This window comes from Halobacillus sp. AWM4_238, assembly GCF_056158265.1.
In genome coordinates this window covers 2,298,722-2,323,470 of sequence record NZ_JBSWSY010000002.1, presented here as the reverse complement: position 1 = coordinate 2,323,470, position 24,749 = coordinate 2,298,722, and the positions used below count along the sequence as shown (strand labels likewise).

The 24,749-nt window shown below is 43.0% G+C and carries 20 protein-coding genes, 1 pseudogene and 2 riboswitches; of the genes and pseudogenes, 14 read left to right on the top strand and 7 right to left on the bottom strand.

Annotated features, from left to right (window positions below):
- Positions 1–606 precede the first annotated feature (606 nt).
- From ACXACN_RS11810 to ACXACN_RS11800, 3 genes are all read left to right on the top strand, one after another.
- Complete coding sequence (locus ACXACN_RS11810; protein ID WP_474964649.1) at positions 607–1,131, top strand: DUF6241 domain-containing protein; 525 nt, start codon at positions 607–609, stop codon at positions 1,129–1,131.
- Between the two features lie 262 nt (positions 1,132–1,393).
- Positions 1,394–1,570, top strand: a complete 177-nt coding sequence (locus ACXACN_RS11805) for a hypothetical protein (protein WP_474964647.1) — start codon at positions 1,394–1,396, stop codon at positions 1,568–1,570.
- 309 nt (positions 1,571–1,879) lie between these two features.
- A complete protein-coding gene (locus tag ACXACN_RS11800; RefSeq protein ID WP_474964646.1) occupies positions 1,880–2,296 on the top strand; it encodes a hypothetical protein in 417 nt (138 codons plus the stop codon).
- Between the two features lie 201 nt (positions 2,297–2,497).
- On the opposite strand, the gene ACXACN_RS11795 is transcribed toward ACXACN_RS11800, so the two are convergent.
- From ACXACN_RS11795 to ACXACN_RS11770, 6 genes are all read right to left on the bottom strand, one after another.
- Positions 2,498–3,997, bottom strand: a complete 1,500-nt coding sequence (locus ACXACN_RS11795; RefSeq protein ID WP_474964645.1) for a sodium:solute symporter family transporter — start codon at positions 3,995–3,997, stop codon at positions 2,498–2,500.
- Between the two features lie 95 nt (positions 3,998–4,092).
- Complete coding sequence (locus ACXACN_RS11790) at positions 4,093–4,515, bottom strand: Zn-ribbon domain-containing OB-fold protein (RefSeq protein WP_474964643.1); 423 nt, start codon at positions 4,513–4,515, stop codon at positions 4,093–4,095.
- Positions 4,512–5,672: a thiolase family protein gene (locus ACXACN_RS11785; protein WP_474964642.1), complete on the bottom strand. Its 1,161-nt coding sequence runs from the start codon at positions 5,670–5,672 to the stop codon at positions 4,512–4,514. The genes ACXACN_RS11790 and ACXACN_RS11785 overlap by 4 nt, the downstream gene beginning before the upstream one ends.
- The gene (locus tag ACXACN_RS11780; RefSeq protein WP_474964640.1) at positions 5,672–7,615 is read right to left on the bottom strand and encodes an acetoacetate--CoA ligase; all 1,944 of its coding nucleotides are present in this window, start codon (positions 7,613–7,615) and stop codon (positions 5,672–5,674) included. Before ACXACN_RS11780 ends, ACXACN_RS11785 begins: the two co-directional genes overlap by 1 nt.
- Before the next feature lie 20 nt (positions 7,616–7,635).
- Positions 7,636–8,790 (bottom strand): acetyl-CoA C-acyltransferase, encoded by a 1,155-nt coding sequence (locus ACXACN_RS11775; protein WP_474964639.1) that lies wholly within the window; start codon positions 8,788–8,790, stop codon positions 7,636–7,638.
- Positions 8,791–8,860: 70 nt separating this feature from the next.
- A riboswitch (SAM riboswitch) is annotated at positions 8,861–8,968 on the bottom strand.
- 69 nt (positions 8,969–9,037) lie between these two features.
- Positions 9,038–9,142: riboswitch (SAM riboswitch) on the bottom strand.
- A gap of 276 nt (positions 9,143–9,418) precedes the next feature.
- On the bottom strand, positions 9,419–10,846 hold the full coding sequence (locus ACXACN_RS11770; protein ID WP_474964638.1) for a cell wall-binding repeat-containing protein: 1,428 nt from the start codon (positions 10,844–10,846) through the stop codon (positions 9,419–9,421).
- Between the two features lie 463 nt (positions 10,847–11,309).
- Between ACXACN_RS11770 and ACXACN_RS11765 the strand changes: the two genes are divergently transcribed.
- From ACXACN_RS11765 to ACXACN_RS11745, 5 genes are all read left to right on the top strand, one after another.
- Positions 11,310–11,528 (top strand): hypothetical protein, encoded by a 219-nt coding sequence (locus ACXACN_RS11765; RefSeq protein WP_474964636.1) that lies wholly within the window; start codon positions 11,310–11,312, stop codon positions 11,526–11,528.
- Between the two features lie 713 nt (positions 11,529–12,241).
- Entirely contained in the window at positions 12,242–13,876 is a 1,635-nt protein-coding gene (locus ACXACN_RS11760) for a cell wall-binding repeat-containing protein (RefSeq protein ID WP_474964635.1), read from the top strand.
- A gap of 334 nt (positions 13,877–14,210) precedes the next feature.
- On the top strand, positions 14,211–15,581 hold the full coding sequence (locus ACXACN_RS11755; RefSeq protein WP_474964633.1) for a hypothetical protein: 1,371 nt from the start codon (positions 14,211–14,213) through the stop codon (positions 15,579–15,581).
- A 242-nt stretch (positions 15,582–15,823) separates the two neighbouring features.
- Positions 15,824–16,708, top strand: coding sequence for an MORN repeat-containing protein (locus tag ACXACN_RS11750; RefSeq protein ID WP_474964632.1), 885 nt, complete (start codon positions 15,824–15,826; stop codon positions 16,706–16,708).
- Positions 16,709–16,969: 261 nt separating this feature from the next.
- A complete protein-coding gene (locus ACXACN_RS11745; RefSeq protein WP_474964631.1) occupies positions 16,970–17,422 on the top strand; it encodes a hypothetical protein in 453 nt (150 codons plus the stop codon).
- A gap of 97 nt (positions 17,423–17,519) precedes the next feature.
- On the opposite strand, the gene ACXACN_RS11740 is transcribed toward ACXACN_RS11745, so the two are convergent.
- Positions 17,520–18,932: an alanine/glycine:cation symporter family protein gene (locus ACXACN_RS11740; RefSeq protein WP_474964629.1), complete on the bottom strand. Its 1,413-nt coding sequence runs from the start codon at positions 18,930–18,932 to the stop codon at positions 17,520–17,522.
- 330 nt (positions 18,933–19,262) lie between these two features.
- Here ACXACN_RS11740 and ACXACN_RS11735 point away from each other — a divergent pair.
- The 6 genes and pseudogenes from ACXACN_RS11735 to ACXACN_RS11710 all read left to right on the top strand — a co-directional run bounded on the left by ACXACN_RS11735 (position 19,263) and on the right by ACXACN_RS11710 (position 24,738).
- Positions 19,263–19,468: pseudogene (locus ACXACN_RS11735) on the top strand (YrhK family protein).
- 258 nt (positions 19,469–19,726) lie between these two features.
- Positions 19,727–20,746 carry a LacI family DNA-binding transcriptional regulator gene (locus ACXACN_RS11730; RefSeq protein ID WP_474964628.1) on the top strand — a complete coding sequence of 340 codons (1,020 nt, stop codon included), beginning with the start codon at positions 19,727–19,729 and terminating at the stop codon, positions 20,744–20,746.
- Between the two features lie 122 nt (positions 20,747–20,868).
- On the top strand, positions 20,869–21,633 hold the full coding sequence (locus ACXACN_RS11725) for a sugar phosphate isomerase/epimerase family protein (RefSeq protein WP_474964626.1): 765 nt from the start codon (positions 20,869–20,871) through the stop codon (positions 21,631–21,633).
- Positions 21,634–21,658: 25 nt separating this feature from the next.
- Complete coding sequence (locus ACXACN_RS11720) at positions 21,659–22,927, top strand: ABC transporter substrate-binding protein (protein ID WP_474964625.1); 1,269 nt, start codon at positions 21,659–21,661, stop codon at positions 22,925–22,927.
- Positions 22,928–22,972: 45 nt separating this feature from the next.
- On the top strand, positions 22,973–23,920 hold the full coding sequence (locus ACXACN_RS11715) for a carbohydrate ABC transporter permease (protein ID WP_474964624.1): 948 nt from the start codon (positions 22,973–22,975) through the stop codon (positions 23,918–23,920).
- On the top strand, positions 23,917–24,738 hold the full coding sequence (locus ACXACN_RS11710) for a carbohydrate ABC transporter permease (RefSeq protein WP_474964622.1): 822 nt from the start codon (positions 23,917–23,919) through the stop codon (positions 24,736–24,738). Before ACXACN_RS11715 ends, ACXACN_RS11710 begins: the two co-directional genes overlap by 4 nt.
- The last annotated feature ends 11 nt before the right edge of the window (positions 24,739–24,749 follow it).

Genomic DNA, 24,749 nt, shown 5'->3' with positions numbered 1-24,749 from the left:
TGCTTGAACCCCAGCACATTTTAGCGATAAAGTGTGGCATTGAGGCAATGGTTTATAGGGGATACTACGCTTTTTTTATGAGTTATATGTGTATTTGTGCAAATAAACATATTTTAATTGGACAGGTATCTGAATCTGTTAGACTCTTATTCAAACTTTTTTCATTCGATTCCCGTCTTTTCTTCTAATAAAATCGTCTAATTATTAGGGGAAGGATCTTTTATTTCATTTATTGGGGTACATTGAAATATTGCATTACATAAGGCTGGGGTATGAAGTACGTAATCACAGATTGTACTTACTATGACGGTATGAGCGTAAACGATTTTGTTGGTAGTTCGAATTGCTTCTGTCGCAACTAATCAAAGTGGAAAAAACACTTGAAGGAAATAGTTGCTCCGTGCAAGCGACTGTGAAGGATTCGCAGATGAAAAGACTTCTATAGAATAGGAAACGAAAAGGTTGGCAGCAGGTGCTATTTGAATGATGAACGATCATACGTCACGTATAATCGATGCATTTCAAAGTAAACCAGAACACATTGTCGAACGGCTAATTTGCATTTCTACATTGTAATTAAACAAATAAAAGGAGATGGGAAACTGTATGGTGGAAAAAATTCTTAAATGGTCATTGTATTCGTTGGGGGCACTATCTCTTATTGTAATTGTGGCAATTGTTTGGGTTGTGGTGTCAGGATTCCAAGCAGAAGGTAATTCCATGACGAAAGAACAAGAACAGATCATGAAGGAAGTCAACGAACCATCGCAACAAAAAGAAATAAAAGCAGTTGAAAAAGATGGTATTCCTTCCGAACGCTCTTTTAGGCAGGAACTACACGAAATGACGCACCAAAAGGTTCGAGCTAACAAAAAGCGCGGAAGTGAACAAATGACTGCAGAACAAATTGACCGTATGCTTGGAGTATTGAAATCAGTTGAAGGAACTGAAGACCATTACGAACAATTTGATTTTTACAAAAAGTCGTTGGAAGCATGGGACAAGGGTGACTTCTCCAACGCCGTGACTGTTCACAATACCATTTGGGAATGGCAAAACGGCACTATCGGTAGGGCGACGGGGCTAATGAGCGAAGAAGAAGAACGTGAGTATATAAAGCGAAACTTCTAATAAATGACGCTTATTTTCATGCCTCCCTCCGGTCCGTTAGGGCGCTATGGATAGCATGCCAAAGAATGTGGCGAACTCTTCATGAACTCCAAAGTTCTCGATACTGTGGGTCTGACTCCATCTGTGCTATCCTGTTGCCGCTCTTCTCTCATACATACAGAATCGTCATTTCACCCCCATTAGTGCTACCGCCCACATCCACACGTTTTCCGTATCCGTTCGTATTCTAAAAGGTATGCCAATATGAATGGGGGAGAACTATATGGGGGATTTGATACCTTTCAACCCGACAGGAAATAAAGAACTTGATGATGTGATTCTTAAATTTCTAATGCATAGAGAAAAAATGACAAATGCAAAATCAAGGGCGGAAATGGAATATCACTATAATATGGCGATAAGCGTTCTAGAGGAAGCAAGATCTAAAAGAAAAGATTGATCAGGTTAGGCTGGCTCAGCATCGGTGTTTTTGGTGCTGGGCTTTTTTAGTGGATGAGACACACTGTCCGTGCCTGTCAACGAGTGCGTTATATTGATAAATTGTGGCGTATCACTCTTTCCACTGGAGACTTCGTTATTTAGTGTTCCTTATGTCCCCCCTAGCTGTACATAAGCAAAACATCATAAAGGACAGTTAGTGGGTTTCTATCACAAATAATGAGGAGTTAGAAGGTGAATCTTTCCATTATCTCTCCTAACCCACCTGATGTTAGAATACTTGATGAAATTTTATTGGAGGGGTTATGAAGTGGAGTATTTTTTTGTATTCGCAAGCATCTTAGCTGTTATAGGGATCTTTTTCGCCGGCAGCAGAATGTTTAACACGTTAGCGGAGGGTTCGTTTTCTCAATCGGAAATACAAAAAGCCCAGACGAGGTTCTTTATTACAGCTGCGATCGTGGAGGTTATTCCAATCTTCATCATTGCTGCAACCTATGCGAACCTTGTTGCTGGAGAGGTCATGGATATTCATTTGTATGTGTCTATTGTCATCATCGTTATTTTTTGGTTGGTCGGCCTGGCTAAACTTTACGTAAAAGGACGAGAAAGCATCTCTTTCAGTACCGAGGAAAATCAATCACAGGCAAAAGTTGTTGTTTTTATTTCTCTGGCTTTTCTCAGCGGAATACCAATTGCTTCTATTATGATGTTACTCAACGCTTAATTCTGTGTCGGTGCTCACTAGGGGATATACAATAGACGATCTGCAGGTCCGCACTTGAAAGAAGTTCATATATGTTCTACTACTCGATGCATTAGTTTTCTGAGAGGAGTGAGTAACCCCAGGGGTATTGACCTCTGGGGTTACTCACTTATGGGTTACCTTATAAAAAATTTAAATGTAGTAAGAGGTCAATACTTTTAGTTAACTGGATTTCTCCAACACCAACTTCTCTTCCTTCTCTGTAGCTGTCAAACCACTCACAATGCCCATGATGATAAAGGCCGCAGCTGCACTAAAGAACATCGCAATAAAGATATTTCCTATCAAGTTGAGAGATGTAAAAGCGACATACAAAGAAGCACCTGTAACTACTGCGGCGATGGCACCATAGTGATTCGCCCGGTTCCAGAAATATCCGAGAGTGATCGGTGCAATGATTCCGGATATGATCGCCGAAAAGCTAAATTGGATCAAGAAGGCCAGGGACTCTGGTCGTTCTAATGAGAAGTAGAGGGACAGGAGTCCGACGACAATCAGAGATCCTTTTGCAACTTTCAACGATTTGTTGTCCAATTCATTTGCTGACATCTTTCTTGATGTCAGGAACGGTGCGACGACGCGGTATAAGTCGTTGCCGATGCTTGTCGTGATTCCCAAGTACAGGCTATCCGTACTGGATAAAATCGCGGATATGATTCCGACGATCATGATGGCTGCGATGACACTTGGGAAAGCTTCAATCACATAAGTCGGAATCGCTGCATCGGCACTCTGTAAGCTTGGGAAGAGTACGCGGGCAGCGAGTCCACCGAGGACCATCAGCGTAGAGATGATGCATAGCACGAGCCCTGCAGATAATGTGAATGGAGCCAGGTCTTCCTCTTTTTCAATCGACAGCACTTTGTTCAGCAAATGGGGCATTAATACGAAACTGAATAGAAGGAACTGTACGGCCATGATGGCGAGGGCACTGTTATACGGACCACCGTCTGCAATGGCAGCGGTCAGGTTCGGATCGATGCTATGCAAGCGATCGGTCAGCACACCGAAGACGTTCCACCCTCCACCAATCGTCCAGAAAAAGGAGACGACGATGAAAATCGAGGTGATCGCCATAAGAATTCCCTGGATGCCGTCCGTGATAATTTGAGCGAAGGCGCCGCCAAGACCAATGTAAAGGATCGTAATGGCCACACCGATGATAATGCCCCAGAAGTAGGGAATCCCGATCACGGTTTCAAAAATGGTCGCAAGTCCGACATTTTGTCCGACGATATAATAGACATTGAATAAGATCAGTAAAGATACGATCGCTTGCAGGGCTTTTGAGTTATAACGTTTTCCCAGCCACTCCGGAAGTGTCGACACATGACCGAACTTTTTCCCGTAACGCCAGAACGTTTTCGCAAAGAGTAGAAGTCCGACCCAGGAAACGCCGAAGCAGCCAAGGGTGTACCAAAGCACGGCGGTACCGTGTTGGTAGGCGAGGCCCGGGACTCCGATGAAGAGGTTGGCACTGGCGTAGGAAGTGGCAAAACTTGCCCCAACTAGCCAAGGGCTCACTTTCCCCCGCGCTGTCGCAAAACCGGACATCGACTGACTGTGTGCCCGTCCTTTTTTACCCACCCACGTTACAGCGCCAAAGTATACAGCTAATAAAAGGATGACAGTCCATAGTAAAACACTGGAACTTGTAAGCATCGTTTATCGTTCCCCTTTCTTCGTGGCGTAAAAATTCTTCCATATCAATAAACCAAGTGACCAGAATATACCGACAGCAATAAAGTAAGTAAGAATCATATGTTTTCCTCCTGTTTTTTAAAGAATGGCAAGGGGTGAGGGCCAATTTCACTGATTTCCATTTCGACTTTCAGGTTATGTTTTAAGGCGGTTTCTTCTACTAATACATGCGTCAGTAGAGAAGGTCCTTCTTCAAGGGCGACGACGCCCACGACATAGGGCGTATGTTCCTGCCATGCGGGATGTCCTGCACGGTGGATCACGCTCCATGTTTTCAACCAACCTCGTCCAGAAGCTTTTTTCCATGTTAACGAGTCATGAAAACAATGAGGGCAGTGTTCACGAGGATAGAAGACCCATTGTTCGCACTGGTCACATTGTTGCAGGCTTAGGTATCCGGCTTTGATGCTTTCCCAAAAAGGCTGACTAATTGGTGTGATCGTCGGACCTGGTAAAGAAATGTTTGGTTGTTGGCTCATCGTTCTCCTCCTAACACAAGGGCCGTCGTTTCGCTTAAGGTGGCTCCGTTCCCTGTAACGAGGGCCAGTCTGGCATCAGGAACTTGCCGATTTCCCGCTTCGCCTCTCAATTGATGGACGGCTTCCACGACATGCGACATGCCACCTGCCAAGTCCGCCTGACCGAACCCCAACTGGCCGCCGTGCGTGTTCAATGGATAATCTCCGTCATGGCTGAAGCTATGGTTTTTGACAAACTCTCCGAACTTTCCTGGCTTACATAGACCAGCACTCTCTAGGGTTGAAGCAACAACACTTGTATAACAGTCATACAAAGAGAAAAGGTCGATGTCTTCAATGTTCGTTTCGGCTTGGTCCAAGGCCCTCGGGATTGAAGAATGGAATGGCAGGGATTCCAGATCTGGTGCCTGACTTACCGCTCGGTGGGTAATTTTCTCACCAGTTCCTTTCAGGTAGACCGGCTTATGCTTACCTTTTGTAGCTTTCTCCGCAGAAGTTACGACGACAGCTGCTCCACCAGCGACAGGCATGACGATTTCCAGTAGGTGAAGCGGATCGGCAATCATCGGAGAGGCGAGAATATCATAGATTTCGAGGGGCTTGTCATAAAATATCGCATCCGGGTTCAATTGGGCATTTTTTCTGTGCCAGTAAGCGATTCTTGCAAAGTCTTCCTGGGTGGTCCCGTATTGTTCCATGTGCTGTCTTTTTAAAAGGGCATAGGATGTATTGGCTCCTGATGCACCGAAAGGAACATCAAATTCGCGGATCGGATTGCGGTTTGGGGATCGTAATGTTTCCCCTTTTTCATTTTTGTTGGCTAAGACACAGACGACGGTTTCGCACATGCCGGCCTGAATGGCTGCGGCTGCTCTCCAGATCATACCCGCTCCGGTCGCTCCGCCGAGATCGACCGTATTGGACATGTTGGGATCGATTCCTAAATATTCAGCAACTGTCGCAGGCACATGCTGGGGCGTCTCACCAACTTGTGGTCCGACCAGGAGGCCATCGACGTTCTCCTTGGAAATTCCGGCATCTTGGATGGCGAGACGGACGGATTCTGCAATCAAACTTAAGGTTGTTTTTCCTTTTGAATAACGGACGGGCTTCAGTTCAGCGATGCCGGTGATCGCCCCTTGGGATTGAGTTGCCATTACAAGAACTTCCTTTCTGATAGCTGACGAAATGCTTGTAAACTAGATGGATTTCGTAGAGATGCTTCGTTTTTCACTTCTTCTCCTAAAGCGGCTGTTTTCGCTGCTCCTTCGACTCTTTTTCCATTGATGGTATGGGGGATTTCCTTCACTTGATAAATTCGCTTCGGTACGTGGCGTGGAGAAGCTTTTGTCCGGATTTGCTGGCGTATTTCTTTTGCCAAATCATCCGTCAAATGTTCGGTGACTACACAAAGAACGATTTCTTCATCATGATCTTTCGGTAATCCGAACACGACGCTATCTTTGATTTCTCTGATGTGATCCACGACACCGTAAATTTCAGCCGTACCGATGCGGACGCCGCCTGGATTCAATGTCGTATCGGCACGTCCATAAATGATGAACGATTGGTCAATGGTTTGTTCGGCCAAGTCCCCGTGTGTCCAAATTCCTGGTCGTTTGGAAAAATAACTCTTCCGGTAGCGTTCCTCTCCACCTTCACCGAAAAAGGTGAGCGGCATGCTTGCGAATGGTTTGGTGCACACGAGGTCGCCTTTTTCTTCATAGACGGATGCTCCTCGCTCATCCAAAACATCCACGGCCATCCCTAATGCTTTGCATGCGATTTCCCCACGTTTCAGAGGGTGAACCGGAGAGCCCATCACAAAACATCCGATGATTTCTGTTCCGCCGGAAATGGAAGCGAGGAACAGATCCTGTTTGATGGTTTTATAAATCCAGTTGTATTGCTCAGGAGCTAAGGGAGCCCCGCAGGAGAGTAGACTTTTCAAAGAGTCGAGCGAATGACTGTCTTTCAGATCCACTCCGGATTTCATCAAAGTATCCAAATACTTAGGACTTGTGCCGAAATGGGTGATGCCGACCTCATCCGCAATGTCCCACAAATGGGTGAGGGAATCCGGCCTTACGGGAGAGCCGTCATACAGTAGGATGGTCGCTTCACTGGCTAACCCTGAAACGAGCCATGGATACATCATCCAGGCGGTATTGGTGTACCAGAACAACACGTCATTTTTCTGAACGTCACAATGGAGCTGGTGCTCTTTGACATGTTGCAAAAGCGTCCCGCCAACAGAATGGACGATTGCTTTCGGGAGTCCCGTCGTTCCGGATGTATATAAAATATATAAGGGATGATGAAAAGGAACAGGGTGGAACGTTGGCTGTAATGCTTCATTGCTGCAAAGCTCATCCCAGGAAAGAGATTCAATTCCTTCAATATCAGACTCCCCTCCGAACGTGACGAGTGCAGATAGTCCTTCAAGACGCTCCGTCGTCTGCTTGATTTTGTCCTCGATATCGAATGTCTTCTGCTTATATTGATAGGAGAGAGTAGCGAGCAATACTTTCGGTTTTACCTGACCAATGCGGTCGACGATTCCTTTCGTTCCGAAGTCAGGGGAACAGGAGGTCCATGTCGCCCCGAGCGAGGTCGTCGCAAGCAAGGCCGCCAACCCTTTAATATTATTCTGGGTAACTCCGGCCACACAATCGCCTTCCTTTACCCCTAATCGCTTTAACCCTTCCTGAGCTTTGGCAACGGATTGTTTTAGCTCTTGTAAATGAATGCTTCGTTGAACGCCTTCCTCATTCGCTTCATAGGCAACTACCCGGTCAAGGGAACCGCGCAGCAGGTTTTCAGCGAAATTCAATCGTGCTTCTGGAAACCATGTACTATCTAGCATCGAAGGGCCGGGGACAAAAACACGATCGCCCTTATCTCCGATGATCCCTGCGTAATCCCACACGGCTGACCAGAACTCAGAGAGATGGGAAACGGACCAGCGGTGGAAACGTTCATATGGGAAAAGTGGCTGCTCGGTATATTCAGCAAAAGCTTTAATATGGGATTGTTCAATTCGTTGGCTCGATGGCTCCCATAGGTAAGGGGAGCGCTGAGCTGTGGTCGTTGTAGTCAATGGATTCGTCTCCTTTCGATTTAGGAATGAGGAACTTCAATCAATAGAGCCATTCCCTGTCCACCCCCGCCGCAAAGGGAAGCGATGCCTTTACCTCCGCCGCGACGTTTCAGTTCATGGGCAAGGGTCAACACGAGCCGGAACCCTGTGCCACCTAAAGGGTGACCAAGAGCGATCGCTCCACCGTTGACATTGATCCGGTCATAATCGATGCCAAGCTCCCGGCAGCTGGCGATTACGACACTGGCAAAGGCTTCATTGATTTCAAACAAATCAATATCCTCTGTCGTCAATTGATGTCTGTCTAAAAGTTTTTGAATCGCTTGCGATGGTTTGGTTTGCAAACTGGCATCTGGTCCTGCAACCTCTGACCAATCGATGATTTCTGCCAGCGGATTCTGTCCGATTGACTCAGCTTTTTCTTTTATGGTGACGATGCCCACACTGGCTCCGTCCGTCATCTGTGAAGCATTGCCTGCTGTAATCGTGCCTTCGTTGGAAAAGGCGGGGGTGAGGCTGGATAACTTTTCAACTGTCGTTCCTTTGCGGATGCCCTCATCTTCCTCGAGTAATCCAGAAAAAGGAGCGATTTCAGGTTGGAACCATCCTTTTTCCTGAGCGTTCGCTGCTCGTTGTTGGGAAAGGGCAGCATACTCATCCTGTTCCTCTCGACTGATTTCGAAGGAGCGGTTTTTTTCATCGGTAAGAGCTCCCATCGACACATCGCTCAAGGCGCACCATAAACCGTCGTTCAGTAAGGTGTCTTTCAGCATGCTATGACCAAGTCCGGAAGAAGCGCGTACAGGAGCGGTATGAGGAGCGTTTGTCATCGAGTCGAAGCCACCGACGATATATAATTCTCCTTCGTTATATTGCAGTCTCCGAGAGGCATCCGCGATTGTGGCGATTCCGCCTAAGCAAACATTGTTCAATGTAATGGCAGGTGTACCGATATCGACCCCAGCCTTATAAGCGACTTGCCTGGCAGGGTTCTGGCCACCCCCAGCCTGTATCACCTGGGCTAGCAGCACACCATCTGCTTGTTTGGCTATCGGATTTTTCTCTAATAAAGCGTTTAGCGCGTGCGATCCAAGTTCTGTTGCGGATTTCTTTTTCAAGGCCCCTTTCCACTTTCCGAACGGGGTACGGATGCCATCTAGAAGTACGGTAGTCATCTATGTAACAACTCCTTTTTTAAAATAGACAGAGCCCTCTTCACAAAAATAAGAAGAGGGCTCTTGGCTCTTCTTATCTTCCAGGATCATCTCCTGCAGGAATTAGCACCTTTTCAAGCGGTTGCTTGATGGTTGCCGGGCGTCAACGGGCCAGTCCCTCTGCCTCTCTGGATAAGAATCATTATTCAATTGGAACATATAAAACCTCTCTATCAATGAGATAGAGAGGTTTAGAGATTCAGGAAATCTCTTATCTTCCTGAGCGTTCACTCAGTAGGATTTGGCACCTTGCTATACATATAGCGGTTGCCGGGTTTCACAGGGCCAGTCCCTCCACCTCTCTGGATAAGATGTTCTTTCGTTATTTGGTTAAGTGCCATGTTAGCAAGGGAAAGGATGGGTGTCAATGGATTTTGTAGAAAAGTGTGAAAATTTATATTATTTATGTACTTCAGGAGGGCATAGACATAGCTTTTGGTATCAATGGTGTTGAGGTTGACTTTGTCATGAGGATTTTTGAGTAGGTCACTGACTTTCGTTGTCCAACTTCTAGAAGGAGATTTCCTTTACCCACAAAAAAACATCCCCAAGCGCATGATTGCCTGCTTGGGGATGTTTTATAGTTTTCTTATTCGAATAACTCTAAAATCTCATCTTCAACATTTTCGCTGACAGCTGCCTTGCCACCAAGAATAGTAAAGTAATAGGTTTCGTTCTTAACGAAATAATCTTTCACTTCTGTGGCAAGGGAATCAGAAGGAGTCAGCAGTAACGGTTCACCATATGTGTAAGCGGCTCCTGCAAGAGCGTCAGCAAAATCCTCTCCAGTAGCTACGTTCACAAACATTGGGTCTAGTTCGAAGTGCTCAGCTATAGCAATGGATGTGCTGTATCTGTTTTTTCCTGAAATACGTTCTGGATCTGGGAGTTGAGCAAAAACTTTTTGATCTACAACACCTTCGCCACCTACGACATAGGTGAAGTCGTAATCTTTAATGGCTTGTTTCGTTGAATCAGGGAGTTTACTTTTTTCTGTTAATAAGATCGGCATCATATTCATGCCGGCCACTGGGGCAATGGAAAGGGCATCAGGAAAGTTTCTTCCGTAAGCGATCACAGCTCCTTCACTAGGCGGAAGTACTTCGGCAATGGCCGTTGCAGTCTCATACCGATCAGAACCTGAAATCCTTTCGACATCCAATCCTAATTTCAAAAGGGCATTTTCTACTTCTTTGGAAATAGCACCCGTACCACCAAGGATCGTAACAGACTTAGCATCTAACACATCAATCGTTGATTTCGTAATCTGTGGCAGAGTGTTTTTTCTAGTCAAAAGGATGGGAGCATCATAGTAGGAGGCAAGTGGTGCACCTGCAAGGGCATCGGGAAAATCTGCTCCTGTAGCCAGTATGATATGTTCGCTTGGATACCCACCGCTACGACGTACGGCGATTGCTGCTGCTGTATGATAACGGTCTTCCCCAGAGATGCGATCGATGAATGGCTCCTCTTCAAAAATGAAAGAACTCAGCATATACGATTCCCCATTATTTAGGTTAGCTGAATCGGAAGCCTCTAAGTAATAGATCCCTGGATTCACAGTAAAACCACCCGCATATCCATACTCATCACTATCTTCAAAGTAGCTTGCTACTTCTTCGCCAGTGGAGTCATAAACGTTTACATTAAGCTTCATGTTTGTTTCTTCTTCATCAATAGAGAAGAGGGACACAGAGAGGTCTACTTCCTCATCTCCATTGACTTCGAGCTTATAATAATCTTTATCATTCTTTGAAAATTGGCCAATAGCGATGTCCTCTAGGGTAATCAGATTGGCTTGAGCCATTGTGTTATTCGGCTCTTCCTCTTCAAATTCTCCCCATTCATTATAGCCAAGCAGTTCCACTTCCTGCGCGTTAGGAACCTGCTTTTGTTTCTTGAAATCTTCCAAACTTTTAAATGATGTTTCGCTTGTTGCAAGGACTGGAGTGGTGATGATTGTAGACGTCAATAGAGCAGCAACTGTAAAACCGATGATTTTTTTCAACTGTTTCATTTTCCCCTTTACTTTTTTCTAGACTTAAGATTCACAGCAACATTTAACCGCTTCCTTTACCTCTCTCATCACCTTCCGTTCGAGTTCACTAAGAGGATTATAAACCAGCCTTCAAGGTAAATCTATTGATTTCTTTTGACAAATAATGACAACGAATAATCTGGCATTTTACACTACTAAATAATAGTGCCAAAGGGGCTGGCAATCTTTTTTTATCCGTTTTTTCATTACGTAAGTACTATATGGTGTAGTTCCAAAGTGAGTTTGTCTCGTTCCTCTTAAAAACTCTTTCTTGGAGCATCTGATCTTCTGTATGTGAGCAGGAATTTGGAAGGATGATGTAGTAAATAATATAGACAAGAATCTTTTATTCTTGTTTTCTTCCGTTCCTCACCTTTTAATGACTAAAAAGAGATTGTCGGGTGAAATGTGCACAAGACTATGAAGTTAAGGGGGCATACACATGGCAGAAGTTTCTTCAATGAAGCAAGCCGTAGATGTATTACGTAAAAAGGGACTTTCCAAGCGGGAGATCTTGTCGAATGTAGATAACAGTCATTTTCCGTTTGAGGATGAAGAAATTGTGATGACCTTTATTGATCTTCAGATTGAGTGTTCTTCTGATGAGGAATTTAACAAGTTGGTCGCTTATTTATATGGATTTAGCTCGAACGTATCATAGGTGGTTCCAATCACATTTTCAATAAATATCGGTCAGCCCCGATATCCGAGGTAACAACAATTAGAGAATCAGTTTTTAGTGAGTGGTATCGGACTGATTTTCTTACATGCCTATTTATACTAAGGAAGGTCAGCCCTGATTTCCAGGACTGACCTTCTTCAACTTTTTTGTTATGAATTTAAAGTGTATGAAAGGTGTAATCAAGGAAACCTTCACCATTAGGAGTAGTATAAGTAATCGCCTACATCCACACGTTTTCCAAATTCATTCGTATTTTAAAAGGTAAGACAATATGGATTTGGATGGGGGAGATTTGATCCCTTTTGGGAGGACAGGAAATAAAGAAATTTACGAGGCTATTCTAAAGTTTCATATGCACATAAGTAAGATGCAGAACGCAAGGTCAGGAGCAAAAATTGAGTACCATTATAATGTGGCGGTGTTGGCTCTGAATGATGCGCGTTCAAAAAAGAAGTTTGATGATCTTGGAGAGCGTAGCATCGTATTTCGATGCTACGTTTTCTTTTAATAGTAGGCTTACTCATCAAACACCTTTTACTTTTTTAGACAAAATAACTTACTCCATAACGATCCATAAAATATAAATCTTGAGAAATTTGCAGGATTAAAAGAAAAAGAGGCTAATTATATTAGGGAATGTTCTTTATTGGACTACATAACGTTCGTTAAAGAGCAAAAAAGGAGGGGACATGTTGGACCAAACAGTAATTGGTAGGAAAAAAATCCGGTTATTTGCCATTCTGTCACTTGTTTTCATGTTAGTAGCCCCGTCGTTCGCTTTTGCAGAGAAGGCCGACCATTCTGAGAAAGAGTGGAACTATGTCGCACTTGGAGACTCGTTAGCCTTTGGTATTCAATCAGACAGTACGGCAGGTATAAGTTATGCTGATTATATTGCTGAAGATTTAGAAAACATCTATCGGTTGGATTCTTTTACAAAGGAATTTGCTGTCCCGGGTTTAACGTCTGAAGGACAGTTAACTCAGCTGCAAACCGATTCAATGGCTCAGGCTGCTGTCAGTAATGCCGACCTCATTACTTTAACCATAGGAGCGAATGACTTTCTAGAAGTTCTTAAAAACAACCCGGAGGACTTAGAGGATCCTGAGGTTGTCAAAGCCATGCTTGAACATGTGAAGAACAACTATATAGGGATCATGGGGACAATTCGAACTTTGAACCCTGATGCCCAAGTTTTTGTGATGGGGTATTACAATCCTTTCTATGCTTACCCTGCTGAGCAGCAAGCAACTTTTATTCAGTTAATGACTGCTTTAAACCAGATCATTCAAGCCGTTGCTACCCAATCTGGTAGTGGTTACGTCCCAACCTTTGACGCCATAGCTGAAAATTATCCAAAATATTTACCAAATCCTCAGAACGTCCACCCAGGTCAAGAAGGATATGAGAGGATTGCGGAAGAATTCTGGCAATCCATCAAACCGATCATCCCTATCTCTTCTGAAAGAATTGCAGGACTGGACCGCTATGAAACAGCCGTGGAAATTTCCCAAAATGGATGGGATACATCAGAAACCATCTTCATCGCTCGTGGGGATGACTTCCCTGACGCACTTGCGGGAGCGCCATTAGCTTATCATATGGATGCACCGATCTTACTTACAGGTGCTACTCTTTCTTCCACCGTAAAAGATGAAATACTGAGATTGGGAGCAACTGAAGCGATCATTCTAGGAGGAGAAGGAGCCGTAACAACATATGTGGAAGACCAATTGAAAGGCATGGGTCTTGAAACAGAACGCATTGGAGGAAAAGACCGCTTTGAGACGGCAGCATACATTGGGGCTGTCTTAAACGGAGAGCCGGGCAAAGCGGTTGTAGCCAACGGACTGAACTTCCCGGATGCTTTATCCATTGCTTCTCATGCAGCAGAGAACGGCTACCCTATTTTATTAACTCGTCCAAACGAACTTCCTGAGGTTACGAAGACAGCATTATCAAGCTTTGATTCGAGCATCGTCGTCGGGGGAAGCACCGTTGTTTCTGATGCGGTCCTGCACGAACTTCCTGATGCTGTGCGCTACGGCGGTGAAAACCGTTACGAGACATCTGCGCAGATTGCGACTACGCTGAATCCTGCTGACAAAGCTTTCGTTGCAACAGGCGCTGATTTTGCCGATGCGCTTACAGGATCCGTCCTTGCAGCGAAGACCAATAGCACGTTCCTGCTTGTGCCTCCAACTAGAGTAGATGAATCCATTTTTGAAGCAGCTGAAATGCTCGGTATACGTCACTTCACCTTATTAGGTGGTACGGTGGCCATTGATGAAATGGTCGAAGAGGCATTACTTGAAGAAGTGCAATAAAGAATCAATGGGGAGAAGTATACATGATGTCCCCAATCTAAACGGCTAAGGTCTGAATATATGCGTGGCATCAAAATTTGTCATTGATGCCACGCTTTTTAAAAGTAGTGGTTAATTCACTATGTATAATCTTGATATTTCGCCTTGTTGAGGTTTGTTTCAACGAGAAATATTAATGTTGAATTGAGTTTGTTGGTTACTTCAATAGGATGATTTCTAGGTTGCTTTTCCTTAATGCCAAAACTTCAATAAATTGTCACAAAACAGTTCATAGTTAAATGGAACAGTCCGATAATAGTGTTAATATAAGAAAAAAGACTTAGGTGGGATGGATGTGGAGTACATATTATTTATTTTATTAATACTGAGTACAATGCTCTTTGTGCTTGGATTAATCGTTCCTAAATGGACACTTTTGGGAGAAAAGCACGGTAGGAAGAGAAAAAAAGTAATTAAATACCATGGATCATTGACGATCGTTTTCTTTATTTTGTTATTGGTGTCCATACCGACTCCAGATACAGGCAACGTAGAGGAAGCTAAATCGCAAAAAGAGCCTATCTTAGCTGATCAAGAACGTACAAATGATCAACTTGCGGAAGCAGATTCAAAAAAGGAATTAAAAGTAATTCCATCAAAGGTGTCAAAAGCAACGGACACAAATGACGAGGGTGAGGAGTCACAATTTCTGACCCGAGAAGATGCCATTATTTTGGCATCTGAACATTTTCCAGGTACAACATTCTCAAGCGATAAAGCGGCAGACATTGAGGCTGAGGGTGAAAGGTATTTCTTTTTGAATGGAGTGAGTGAACATTCACCAGCTTTCGAAATTTTTGCTCATGAAAAAAACGGCCAGTTGTATCAATATCTTGAAGGGAAAATGCAATTATTATCAGTAGAGTCTCTAGTAAATGAAGAAAGTGAACATCTAAAAGAGGGTGGTGAGCTTTTCATTGAGGTTAAGGATGTCTTTTATGAAACATATGGAGATAGGATATATGTAGAAGGAAAAACCAATCTCGAAGATGGAATTGAAGTGATTGTAGAAGCTACCCGCAAGTCTGATGACTTTTCTATGGAACCTTATGTGGCTACCATTCATGAGGGAGGATTTGTAGCTGAACTAGGGACTGCATCCTATATTATAAATGGAGAGTATAAAATTTCAATTCAGATTGTATCTAAAAACAACCCAGAACTCATTAATCAATATGGTGAATATGAACATCTTGTTGAGGCGTATTCATTGAAAAAATTGAAAATTGAGAAAAGTGGGTGGTTCAGTGGAAACTATACGATAGAGAATGATTCTTTCTACGAACTAGAAGTTATGGATGGCTGGACAGAAGAATCTATCATAAATCATGAAAACCAAGAGAAAATGGAGAGTGCGGTTTTCATAGAGTATCCTCAACTTGTTAAAAGTCCAGACCGTTATAAAGGGGAGTATGTAACCTATACAGGAGAAATTTCAACTCTCTACGAAAGTAGCTCATCTTCTTATATGGTTATTGCTGTCACAACTGATGAGTGGGGTTACAATTATATGGATACAATTGTTGCTGAATACACTGGATACACGGAATATGGAGAGGGGGATATCGTGACTGTTTTTGGACCTGTCAAAGGTACTGAGCACTTAGAAAATGCTTTCGGGGCAGTATCTATGCATCCTCTCATACAGTTGGACATCATCCAGTAAACAAGTAATGCCACAAGTTGAAGGCTCAAAGGAGAGAGAGGATGAAGTTTATATATTTCTTATTAAAATTACCATGGATTCTAATGAAATACTTTCTTCTGTTGATATGGTGTGGGATGAAGTACTCGTTTTTACTTTTGTGGTGGATTGTAAAATTACCATTTCGCATTTTTGGAGCTATATTTGGTAAAGGGTTCTTTTTTATTTTTTGGGAAGATTGATTTGAAGGAAGGAGGGATGAAATGGAACTTTTTTTCACAATTGTGTTATTGATGTCAGTATTAGGGCTTTCCATTGGTTTAGTAAAGCCTAAGTGGATAGTGTTATGGCACAGGTCACAGGGAAGAACACGAAAAAAGGTCTTATTAGAAGTAGGCTTGATTATTTTAGGAAGTATAATCATACTTTTTGGTCTGATCTTCAGTTGGATATTATCTCTGATTATTCTCATTCTTGCCGTTGGAACTATTGTGTTGATTAGTATGTTGATTGGGTTTGTTTGTCCTTCAGTCATACGGACATTAGGAAAAAGAACGAGGAAGAATATAGCTATTCAATACACAGGTTTTCTAATTCTGTTACTAACTTCATTCGTTTCTGTCACTTACGTTGGCGTGTCTATTGTTGAAGACGATGAAGAAATCATTTTAGGAAAATATGTTGGAGATCGTTCTCAGGGGTTGAAGAGTGGGCAAGGACATTTATTTAATCAATCCTCCTATTATGAAGGTCATTGGGCAGATGATCAGAGGAGCGGTTTTGGTAAAGAAGTAGTCGACTTAGGGTTATTAGCCTATTTTGAATATGAAGGTCAATGGAAAAACAATCAGGAGCATGGAAAAGGAAAAGGGATCATAAAGGTTCTGTGGATGTCCACAGAATACGAAGGAGAATGGAGAAATGGGAAACGCGAAGGATATGGGAAATTTATTGATAGAAATGGGAATACATATCAAGGAGAATGGGTAAATGGTTCTCCTGAAGGTAAAGGTGAAATGACATTATCAAATGGTGAAACATATAGAGGAGAAGTATCCGGTTTTCAAAGACACGGTTTCGGTAAGGCTGTGTTGGAAGGTGGAGAAGTAAAAGAGGGCGAATGGATCGAGGGAGAGTTTGTGGAATAAAGATTCTGACCCAATTAATATACTATTGGTCATCTCTGGGGGTGAATCGAAAACTCATGGGTGACTTGCATTTTACAAAGAAAGATAGCTTGTTTGAACAAGGGGGTTGGAATGATAAAAGGATCCATGAATTCCATTTGAAGTGAATACATGAAAGGTTGTTGAGGACATACTAGCATATGAATCCAGATGGTTGGATACATATGCTTTTTTGTTTGTCTTTCAAAATTTACACTAGCATGAACGGGATGTGGACAAGGGATGAAAACTGTTTTCTGCTATTACAGAAAGTCTATAAACTTTGGAAATTCATGGTCTCCGGTCCAACGCATTGTTCACCAGGATAAAGTGTTGTTTGATTACTGTTCTTCTAATAACTTGACTGTCCTTAAAAGGTTCAGTGATTTAGGGTATTTAGGTTCACCCTTTCAACGCCCTGAATTGCTTCAGATCAGAAAAATAATAGATAAGCCTAAGAATAAAGCCGATGTACTTTTGTTTTATAGTATTGCAGGCTTGAGAACAGAGATGAAATCGAACGCTGAACTTCTTTTAGAAGTGGTGGAAATCATAGGGAAGATACATTTTTATAGAGAAGGACTGACGCTGGATCATAAGAGGTTCGAGCTGTACTTGAAGGGTGCTGTGAACAGTGAATTGTATAGCGGTGACCAGAATATGTTTCCTCACACGGGTAAGATAGAGGAAGCTTGAAGAAACTTTAAATACATTGGATTATAAGGAAAGCAAATTCTTGTACTAGTAAGTAAAAGAACAACCTGCCATTAGACAGGTTGTTCTTTTCGTTTTGTCAGCTTGCTTTACGTGTGTACTTATACTGATGGATGTAATCATTAAAGTAGTTGTTCGTTTCATTCACAATCACTTTATAAAGAAGCAGTAAGGCGATCAAGTTCGGAATCATCATCAAGGCATTGGCCATATTCGCAAACGCCCAAACAAGATCAAGCTGCATAACGGCACCCATAAAGGTCGCGGTGATGTATATGAACCGGTATGGAATGATGTAGCGAAGGCCAAGCAGGTATTCAAAACACTTCTCTCCGTACATGTACCAGCCGACGATGGTTGAAAAGCCGAAGAAGATCACCGAAAAGGCTACGATGTATTCTCCTATAGTTCCTAAAGCATGCCCGAATGCAGCACTCGTGAGCGCGCCACCGTCAAGGCCGGTCGCGTGTTGAACACCCGAAATCGCTCCACCAGATGGATCCCAGAATCCCGTCATGATCAGCACAAGCCCTGTCATCGTACAGACGACGATGGTTACGATGAATGTACCTGTCATCGATACAAGCGCTTGTTTTACTGGATGATCGGTTTTGGCATTTCCTGCGATCAATGCGGCTGTACCTAATCCAGCTTCGTTAGAGAAGATGCCGCGTGATACACCGCTTCTGACGGCTTCCATCACGACAACACCTGCAAATCCTCCAGCTGCAGAAACGGGACTGAATGCGTATTGGAAGATCATTTCAAAAGCGGGGAGGATGGCTTCGTAATTGGCGATGATGATAAATAAAGCTCCGCCAATATATAGAAAGGCCATGATTGGAACAAAGAATCCTGCTACAGTACTGATCCTCTGGATGCCTCCGAAAATAATCAGTCCCGTCAGCACTGCAAGAACCGCCCCTGTAAACCACCCATTAATATGAAAGCTTTCATCCATCACATCAGAAATGGTGTTGGATTGCACACTGTTCCCAATCCCTAAGGCAGCAAAAGCCCCGAAAAATGCAAAGGCAACGGCTAGCCATTTCCACTTGCTGCCTATGCCTCGTTCCACATAATACATCGGTCCACCGGAATACTCTCCGTTTTCATTTTTCACCCGATACTTCATCGCAAGGAGGGCTTCAGAGTATTTGGTCGCCATGCCCAACAGGCCGACCACCCACATCCAGAAAATCGCTCCGGGTCCACCAAGCGTCAAAGCAGTGGCGACACCTGCGATATTCCCGTTTCCGATGGTCGCTGATAGCGCTGTCATTAAAGTTTTAAAATTACTAATATCCCCTTGGGAATCCTGTGATGATTCGGTTTTTTCCTCTTTCGTAAAAGCAAGTTTAAAAGCATAGAATAGCTTGCTGAACTGCAACCCTTTTAACATGATGGTCAGAAACAATCCTGTTCCGAATAACAGGATCAAACTCGGGGTTCCCCATAATACATCATTGATCTGGTTCAATACGTCTAGCATCATTATCCTCCTAATCCTGGTGTGCAAGTTTATGTATGTGGTCTTTTACAATGTCCATGTTCTACCCTATCACGTTTTCATCTATAAACGTTCGTTGAAACAACAGAATATAAGCGCTTACATTTGTGCATAATGAACAAGTGTAAGCTGAAAATCCAATCAATTATTTTTTAGAAAAGCAAATGAAGAATTTGTCGGTATAAAACGAGTAAGGAGAGGAAATGAATTTTAATAGGAGGTGAGAGGGTGTCAAACCAAAGGTCAGACAAACAGAAATACATCGATCATCATGTAGGGAAACATGATGTCTTTTTTTAAAAAACGTACGACATTCTTTACACGATCAATGACGTTCTTCTAGGTATCTGGTTTCTAATTGGTAGTATCTTTTTTATTTCGACATGAAAACCTTGGGCGTGACGCTCTTTGTCCTCGGAAGTACACAAATGCTCATTCGACCGACGATACGGCTTGTTCATTACTTTCATATGCGGAAGGAATATGGAAATCAGTATGAGAAAACCCGTGGTTCATGATAGTCTATATACGAAACTTAGAAAAGATCTATTTTCTAAGTTTAAAGAGCTGTAGAATAGTACAGCATCCATGTCTGATTGTGGATGCTGCACTATTCTTGGGGATTTGCAACCTTTGGTGTCAGTGAAAAATGCCATGTAAGACTGCATGTGAATGACTTTAGTATAAAAAAACCTAAATAGTCTTGCAATTCAGAAATATATGCTATAAACTGAATGTAATCGATTACATTGGTGGTAAGAACAGGAGAATTAGATATGCCAAAGATGAGTGATGTAGCAAAATTAGCTGGTGTTTCAACCGCAACGGTATCGAGGGTTCTGCGAACACCGGATACTGTAACTCCAAGTACGAAGGAGAAAGTACTGGATGCTATTAATCAATTGAACTATCAACCGAATATGCTGGCCAGGCATTTTCGACGAACAGAAACAAACACGATTTTGGTTCTAGTTCCCAACATTAGTAACACCGTTTTCTCTGAAATTGTCGGGGGGATTGAAGAAGAAGCAGCAAAAAATGGCTACCGTGTACTGCTTCGTAATACCAATAATCAATTGGAAAATGAATATGCGTCCATTGAACACTTGAAGCAAAGACAAGTCGATGGCATGATTATGCTTTCCCCTAAATTAGATGAGGAAACCTTGATTGAAATCAGCCAACAATACCCGATTGTACTGGCGACAGCGCACTTGGAAACCCCTACGATCCCATTTGTATCCATCGACAACGTAGGAAGCAGCGAAAAAGCAACGGAGCATTTAATACGTCTCGGGCATCGAAAGATCGCTCATATTTCTGGACCTACGTATTCATTAATTTCTAGAAATCGTCATGAAGGCTATCAAAATGCAATGAAGAAACACGGGCTGAATCCGGAAGATAAGTTTGTACGAGAAGGAGAATTTACTTACGAGTCTGGCTATGAACACATGTTGGATTTGCTTTCTCAAAAGGAAGTGCCGACCGCAGTGTACGCAGCGAGTGACGATATGGCTATCGGGGCAATCAATGCTGCGAATGAACTCGGGGTGAAGGTTCCTGAAGATCTTGCAGTCGTTGGATTTGATAATATTAAGTTTGCTTCGATGTTCAATCCTTCGTTGACGACGATTGCTCAGCCATTACATGGAATGGGAGAGAGGTCGATGGAGCTTCTTTTGAAAAAGCTGACCGGCGAAGCAATTTCTCAGACTGAACATGTTCTCCCGGATGAATTAATCATTCGTGATTCTTGCGGGGCTAAGCACAAAGAAAAATTGCTACACATGTGAAAAAATTTTAAGTAACAATGTAATCGATTACAAAAAGTGTGTGTTAGGGAAAGAGGTGGAGAGATGTTTACTTTATCACAAAATGTAATCGATTACATTCATAATAAAAGGAGTGGTCGCTGATGACAAACATACCTGTTGCGCTTCAAATGTTTACATTACGAAAAGAGAGTGAGAAGGACTTCAAAGGTGTATTGGAAAAAGTCGCGGAAATTGGGTTTGATGGAGTGGAATTTGCCGGGTATGGTGGATTTCAACCAACAGAACTCAAGCGTTTGATTGATCATTTAGACTTGAAAGCAGCTTCCAGTCATATCCCTCTCCCTTCATTAGAAAACGAACTGGAAAAAGTGATTGAAACCCAAAAGATTCTTGGGAGTTCACACATTGTATGCCCGCATTTGCCACCGGAAAGAAGAACGGATGAAGACTACCATCATCTTGTATCCATCTTGAATGAAGCAGGGAGGAAGTCCTCTGAAGAAGGAATCTCGTTATCCTACCACAACCATGATTTTGAACTATATCCAATGAAAGATGGAAGGACACCGTTGGAATTTCTCCTCTCAGAAACAAACCCTGAATGGGTGAAAGCGGAGTTTGATATTTATTGGTTAACGAAAGCTGGAGAGTCCCCTCGATTGTGGTTGGATCAATATAAAGGCCGCACTCCTCTCGTCCATTTGAAAGACATGACGACAGATGGGGAACAGTTTTTTGCAGAATTAGGAACAGGCGGAGTAGATATCGAAGGTGTTTTAGAGAAAGGCGCAGCGAACGAAGTGGAATGGTGGGTCGTGGAACAGGACCAGTCGAAAGGTTCTGCCGTGGATAGCATACAAAAGAGTTTTCGTTATCTACAAAGTCAAAACGTTACATCTATTTAATTTCAAGTAAAAAGGAGAGGTTACTTTGAAAAAATTATGTAGTTTGATGATGATTGGCTTGATCCTTGTATTAGCAGCATGTGGAGGCGAATCTTCTAGCACTGCAGGTGGAAGTGAGAAGAAGGTTCTTGAATTTTGGCATATCGATCCAGGTGAAAAAGAAAAAATCTATGAAGAAGCCGTAGAGAGATTTGAAGAAAAACATCCGGATGTGGATGTCAAAGTATTAAGAATCCCGAATGATGCCTATAAACAAAAGCTTTCCGTTGCGATGTCTGGTGGGAACCCTCCCGATGTCTTCCATAGCTGGGGAGGCGGTTGGTTGAAACAGTTTGTCGATCAAGACAAAGTGATGGATCTTACGGAAGGTATCGAACCATCTAACTTCAATGAACTGGCCCTTGCAAATGGGACCTTTGATGACAAGGTTTACGGGCTCCCATTAGGACTTTCCATTGATGTCGTTTTCTATAATAAAGAAATCTTTGAAGAGTATGGTCTGGAAGAGCCGGAAACGTATGAAGAATGGCTGACGATCATTGATACATTGAATGAAAATGAAATTATTCCGATTGCTTTGGCTAATAAGACTAAATGGCCGGGTGCGTATTACCTGATGAACTTTGCAAGTCGTATTGCGGGTCCAGAGCTTTTTGACAGCGCTTTTAATCGTGAAGGGAAAGGATTCGATGATGAAGCGTATGTACAAGCTGGAGAGTACATACAGGAAATGGTGGAGAAAGATGCCTTCAATGAAGGGTTTAACGGTGTTCCTTACGATGAAGGGACAGGCAGACAGCTCCTGTACTCTGGGCAGGCAGCCATGATGGATATGACCATCTCCTTCTTGAACAATGTCCGAAGTGAAGCGCCCGATTTTGAAGAAAAATTGGATTTCTTCGTCTTCCCGAAAGTTGAAGGCGGCCAAGGGGACCAAACACACGTAGGGGCAGCAACAGGCCCGGTCTGGTCCGCAGCGAAAAACACAGAACATCCAGAACTTGTGAAGGAACTGATCCAAGAACTGACCAGTGAAGAAACGGCACGGAATTATACGGATCGGACTGGCTCGCTGACTGCTGTAAAAGGAGTCGTTCCATCCGATGAATTCACGAGTGAGTTCTATGAAGTTGTCGAGCAGGCCACACATTTACAAATGCCTTATGACCAGACACTTCCACCGGAACTTGCTGAGCTTCACAAAGATACCACACAAGCGATTTTTGGATTGGATATGACACCAGAAGAAGCGGCGAAAAAGATGGAGGAAAAGGCACAGGAAGAGCTGGAATAAAGGAGGGGGATTTCCCCTCCTCTTATCAATGAAAGGAGAGGTCATGTGCAAACACTTGTGAATAAAATGGCGCGAGCACGAACAGTGTCCAAGTCAAAGACAAAAAGTACGAACGTCAAGTTCAGAGATATACTCACCATCCTGCTTTTCATTGCTCCTGCTTTCATCGTTTATGCGGTGTATGTTCTCTATCCGATTTTCTCCACATTCCGATATAGTCTTCACCAATGGGATGGTATGAGTGAGATGACGTTTGTGGGTTTAGCCAATTACATTCAATTGTTTCAGGATGCTGTCTTTTGGACGTCATTGACCAATAACGCCTGGGTTGTGATCGTATCGGTCTTTGTACAAATTCCCTTAGGACTCTTGATGGCATTAATGTTATTTGCCCCAATCAAAGGCATTCGTTTTATGAGCAGTGTTTACTTTTTCCCTTTTCTTATGTCAACGGTCGCAATTGGACTATTATGGGTCCTCATGTATGACCCGATCAACGGAATTATCAATCAACTCGTGACACTCTTAGGCTTTGAAAGTGTCTCCTGGTTAAGTCAGGCAGATACTGCTATGTTTGCCGTCCTGCTTGTCGTCGTTTGGCAGTTCGCCCCTTTCTATATGATTCTGTTCAAAGCGGCGATTGTCGGCATTCCGGAAGATTTGTATGAAGCGGCGAAAATGGATGGAGCGAATGCGTTAACGAAATTTATTCATATTACTCTCCCTATGCTTATGCCTACGATCGTGAGCTCATCGATTTTAGCAATTGTTGGTTCATTAAAAGCTTTCGACATCTTTTATATTATGACTGGTGGTGGTCCGAACCATGGTACGGAGTTGATGGGAACGTATATGTTCAAACAAGCCTTTATCAATTTCAACATGGGCTATGCAAGCGCCATTGCTTTCCTAATGTTTTTTATCGCTCTAGTTGTAACAATCATCATTCAAATGTTGGACTTCTATCGTAAAAAGAAAGGAGCGTATTCATGACAGCTACATTCAAGAAAATCCCCCTGTATGTAATTGCTTTGCTTCTGCTCGTTTTCACAGGTTTCCCTTTTCTTTATATGCTGTCGACGGCATTGAAGGATCAGACAAGCTTTTTTGAAGCTCCATTTTCTTTCTTTACTTCATTTAATCTTGAAAATTTTGCTTCAGTTTTCGAAATGGGATTAACCCGCTATTTTTTTAACAGTATCTTGATCAGCTTCCTTGCAGTCATCATTGTCATGTTCATTGCGTCCCTAGCTAGTTATCCATTAAGCCGTATGAAATTCAAATTCAACCGTGTGTTATTTCTGATTTTTATCTCTGGGATGATGCTCCCGATTCATGCTACATTGATTCCCATTTTTAAATTGACGGAAAACATTGGTCTCTACGATACCCTGTGGGCTCTGCTTGGTCCATACATTGCCTTTAGTTTACCGATCTCTATCTTTATTTTGACACAGTTCATGCAGGAAATCCCGAAGTCGCTCGAAGAAGCCGCAAAGATGGATGGTTGTACGCATTTCGGTGTGTTCTGGCGCGTTATTCTCCCGATGCTTACTCCTGCTTTGATGACCGTGTTGATCTATAACTTCATCCACTTATGGAATGAATTTATTTTTGCATTGGTGCTCATTTCCAGTCCTGAAAGTATGACTCTTCCTCTTGGACTCCAGGACTTCAGAGGCGAATTTTCTGTCAACATTCCAGGTCTTATGGCAGCGTTAACGCTTGCTAGTCTGCCAATCCTTATGATTTATCTTTTTTCTCAGGAAAAAGTGGTCAAAGGACTGGCTGGAGGAGCAGTAAAAGAATAGCAAAGAGAGGT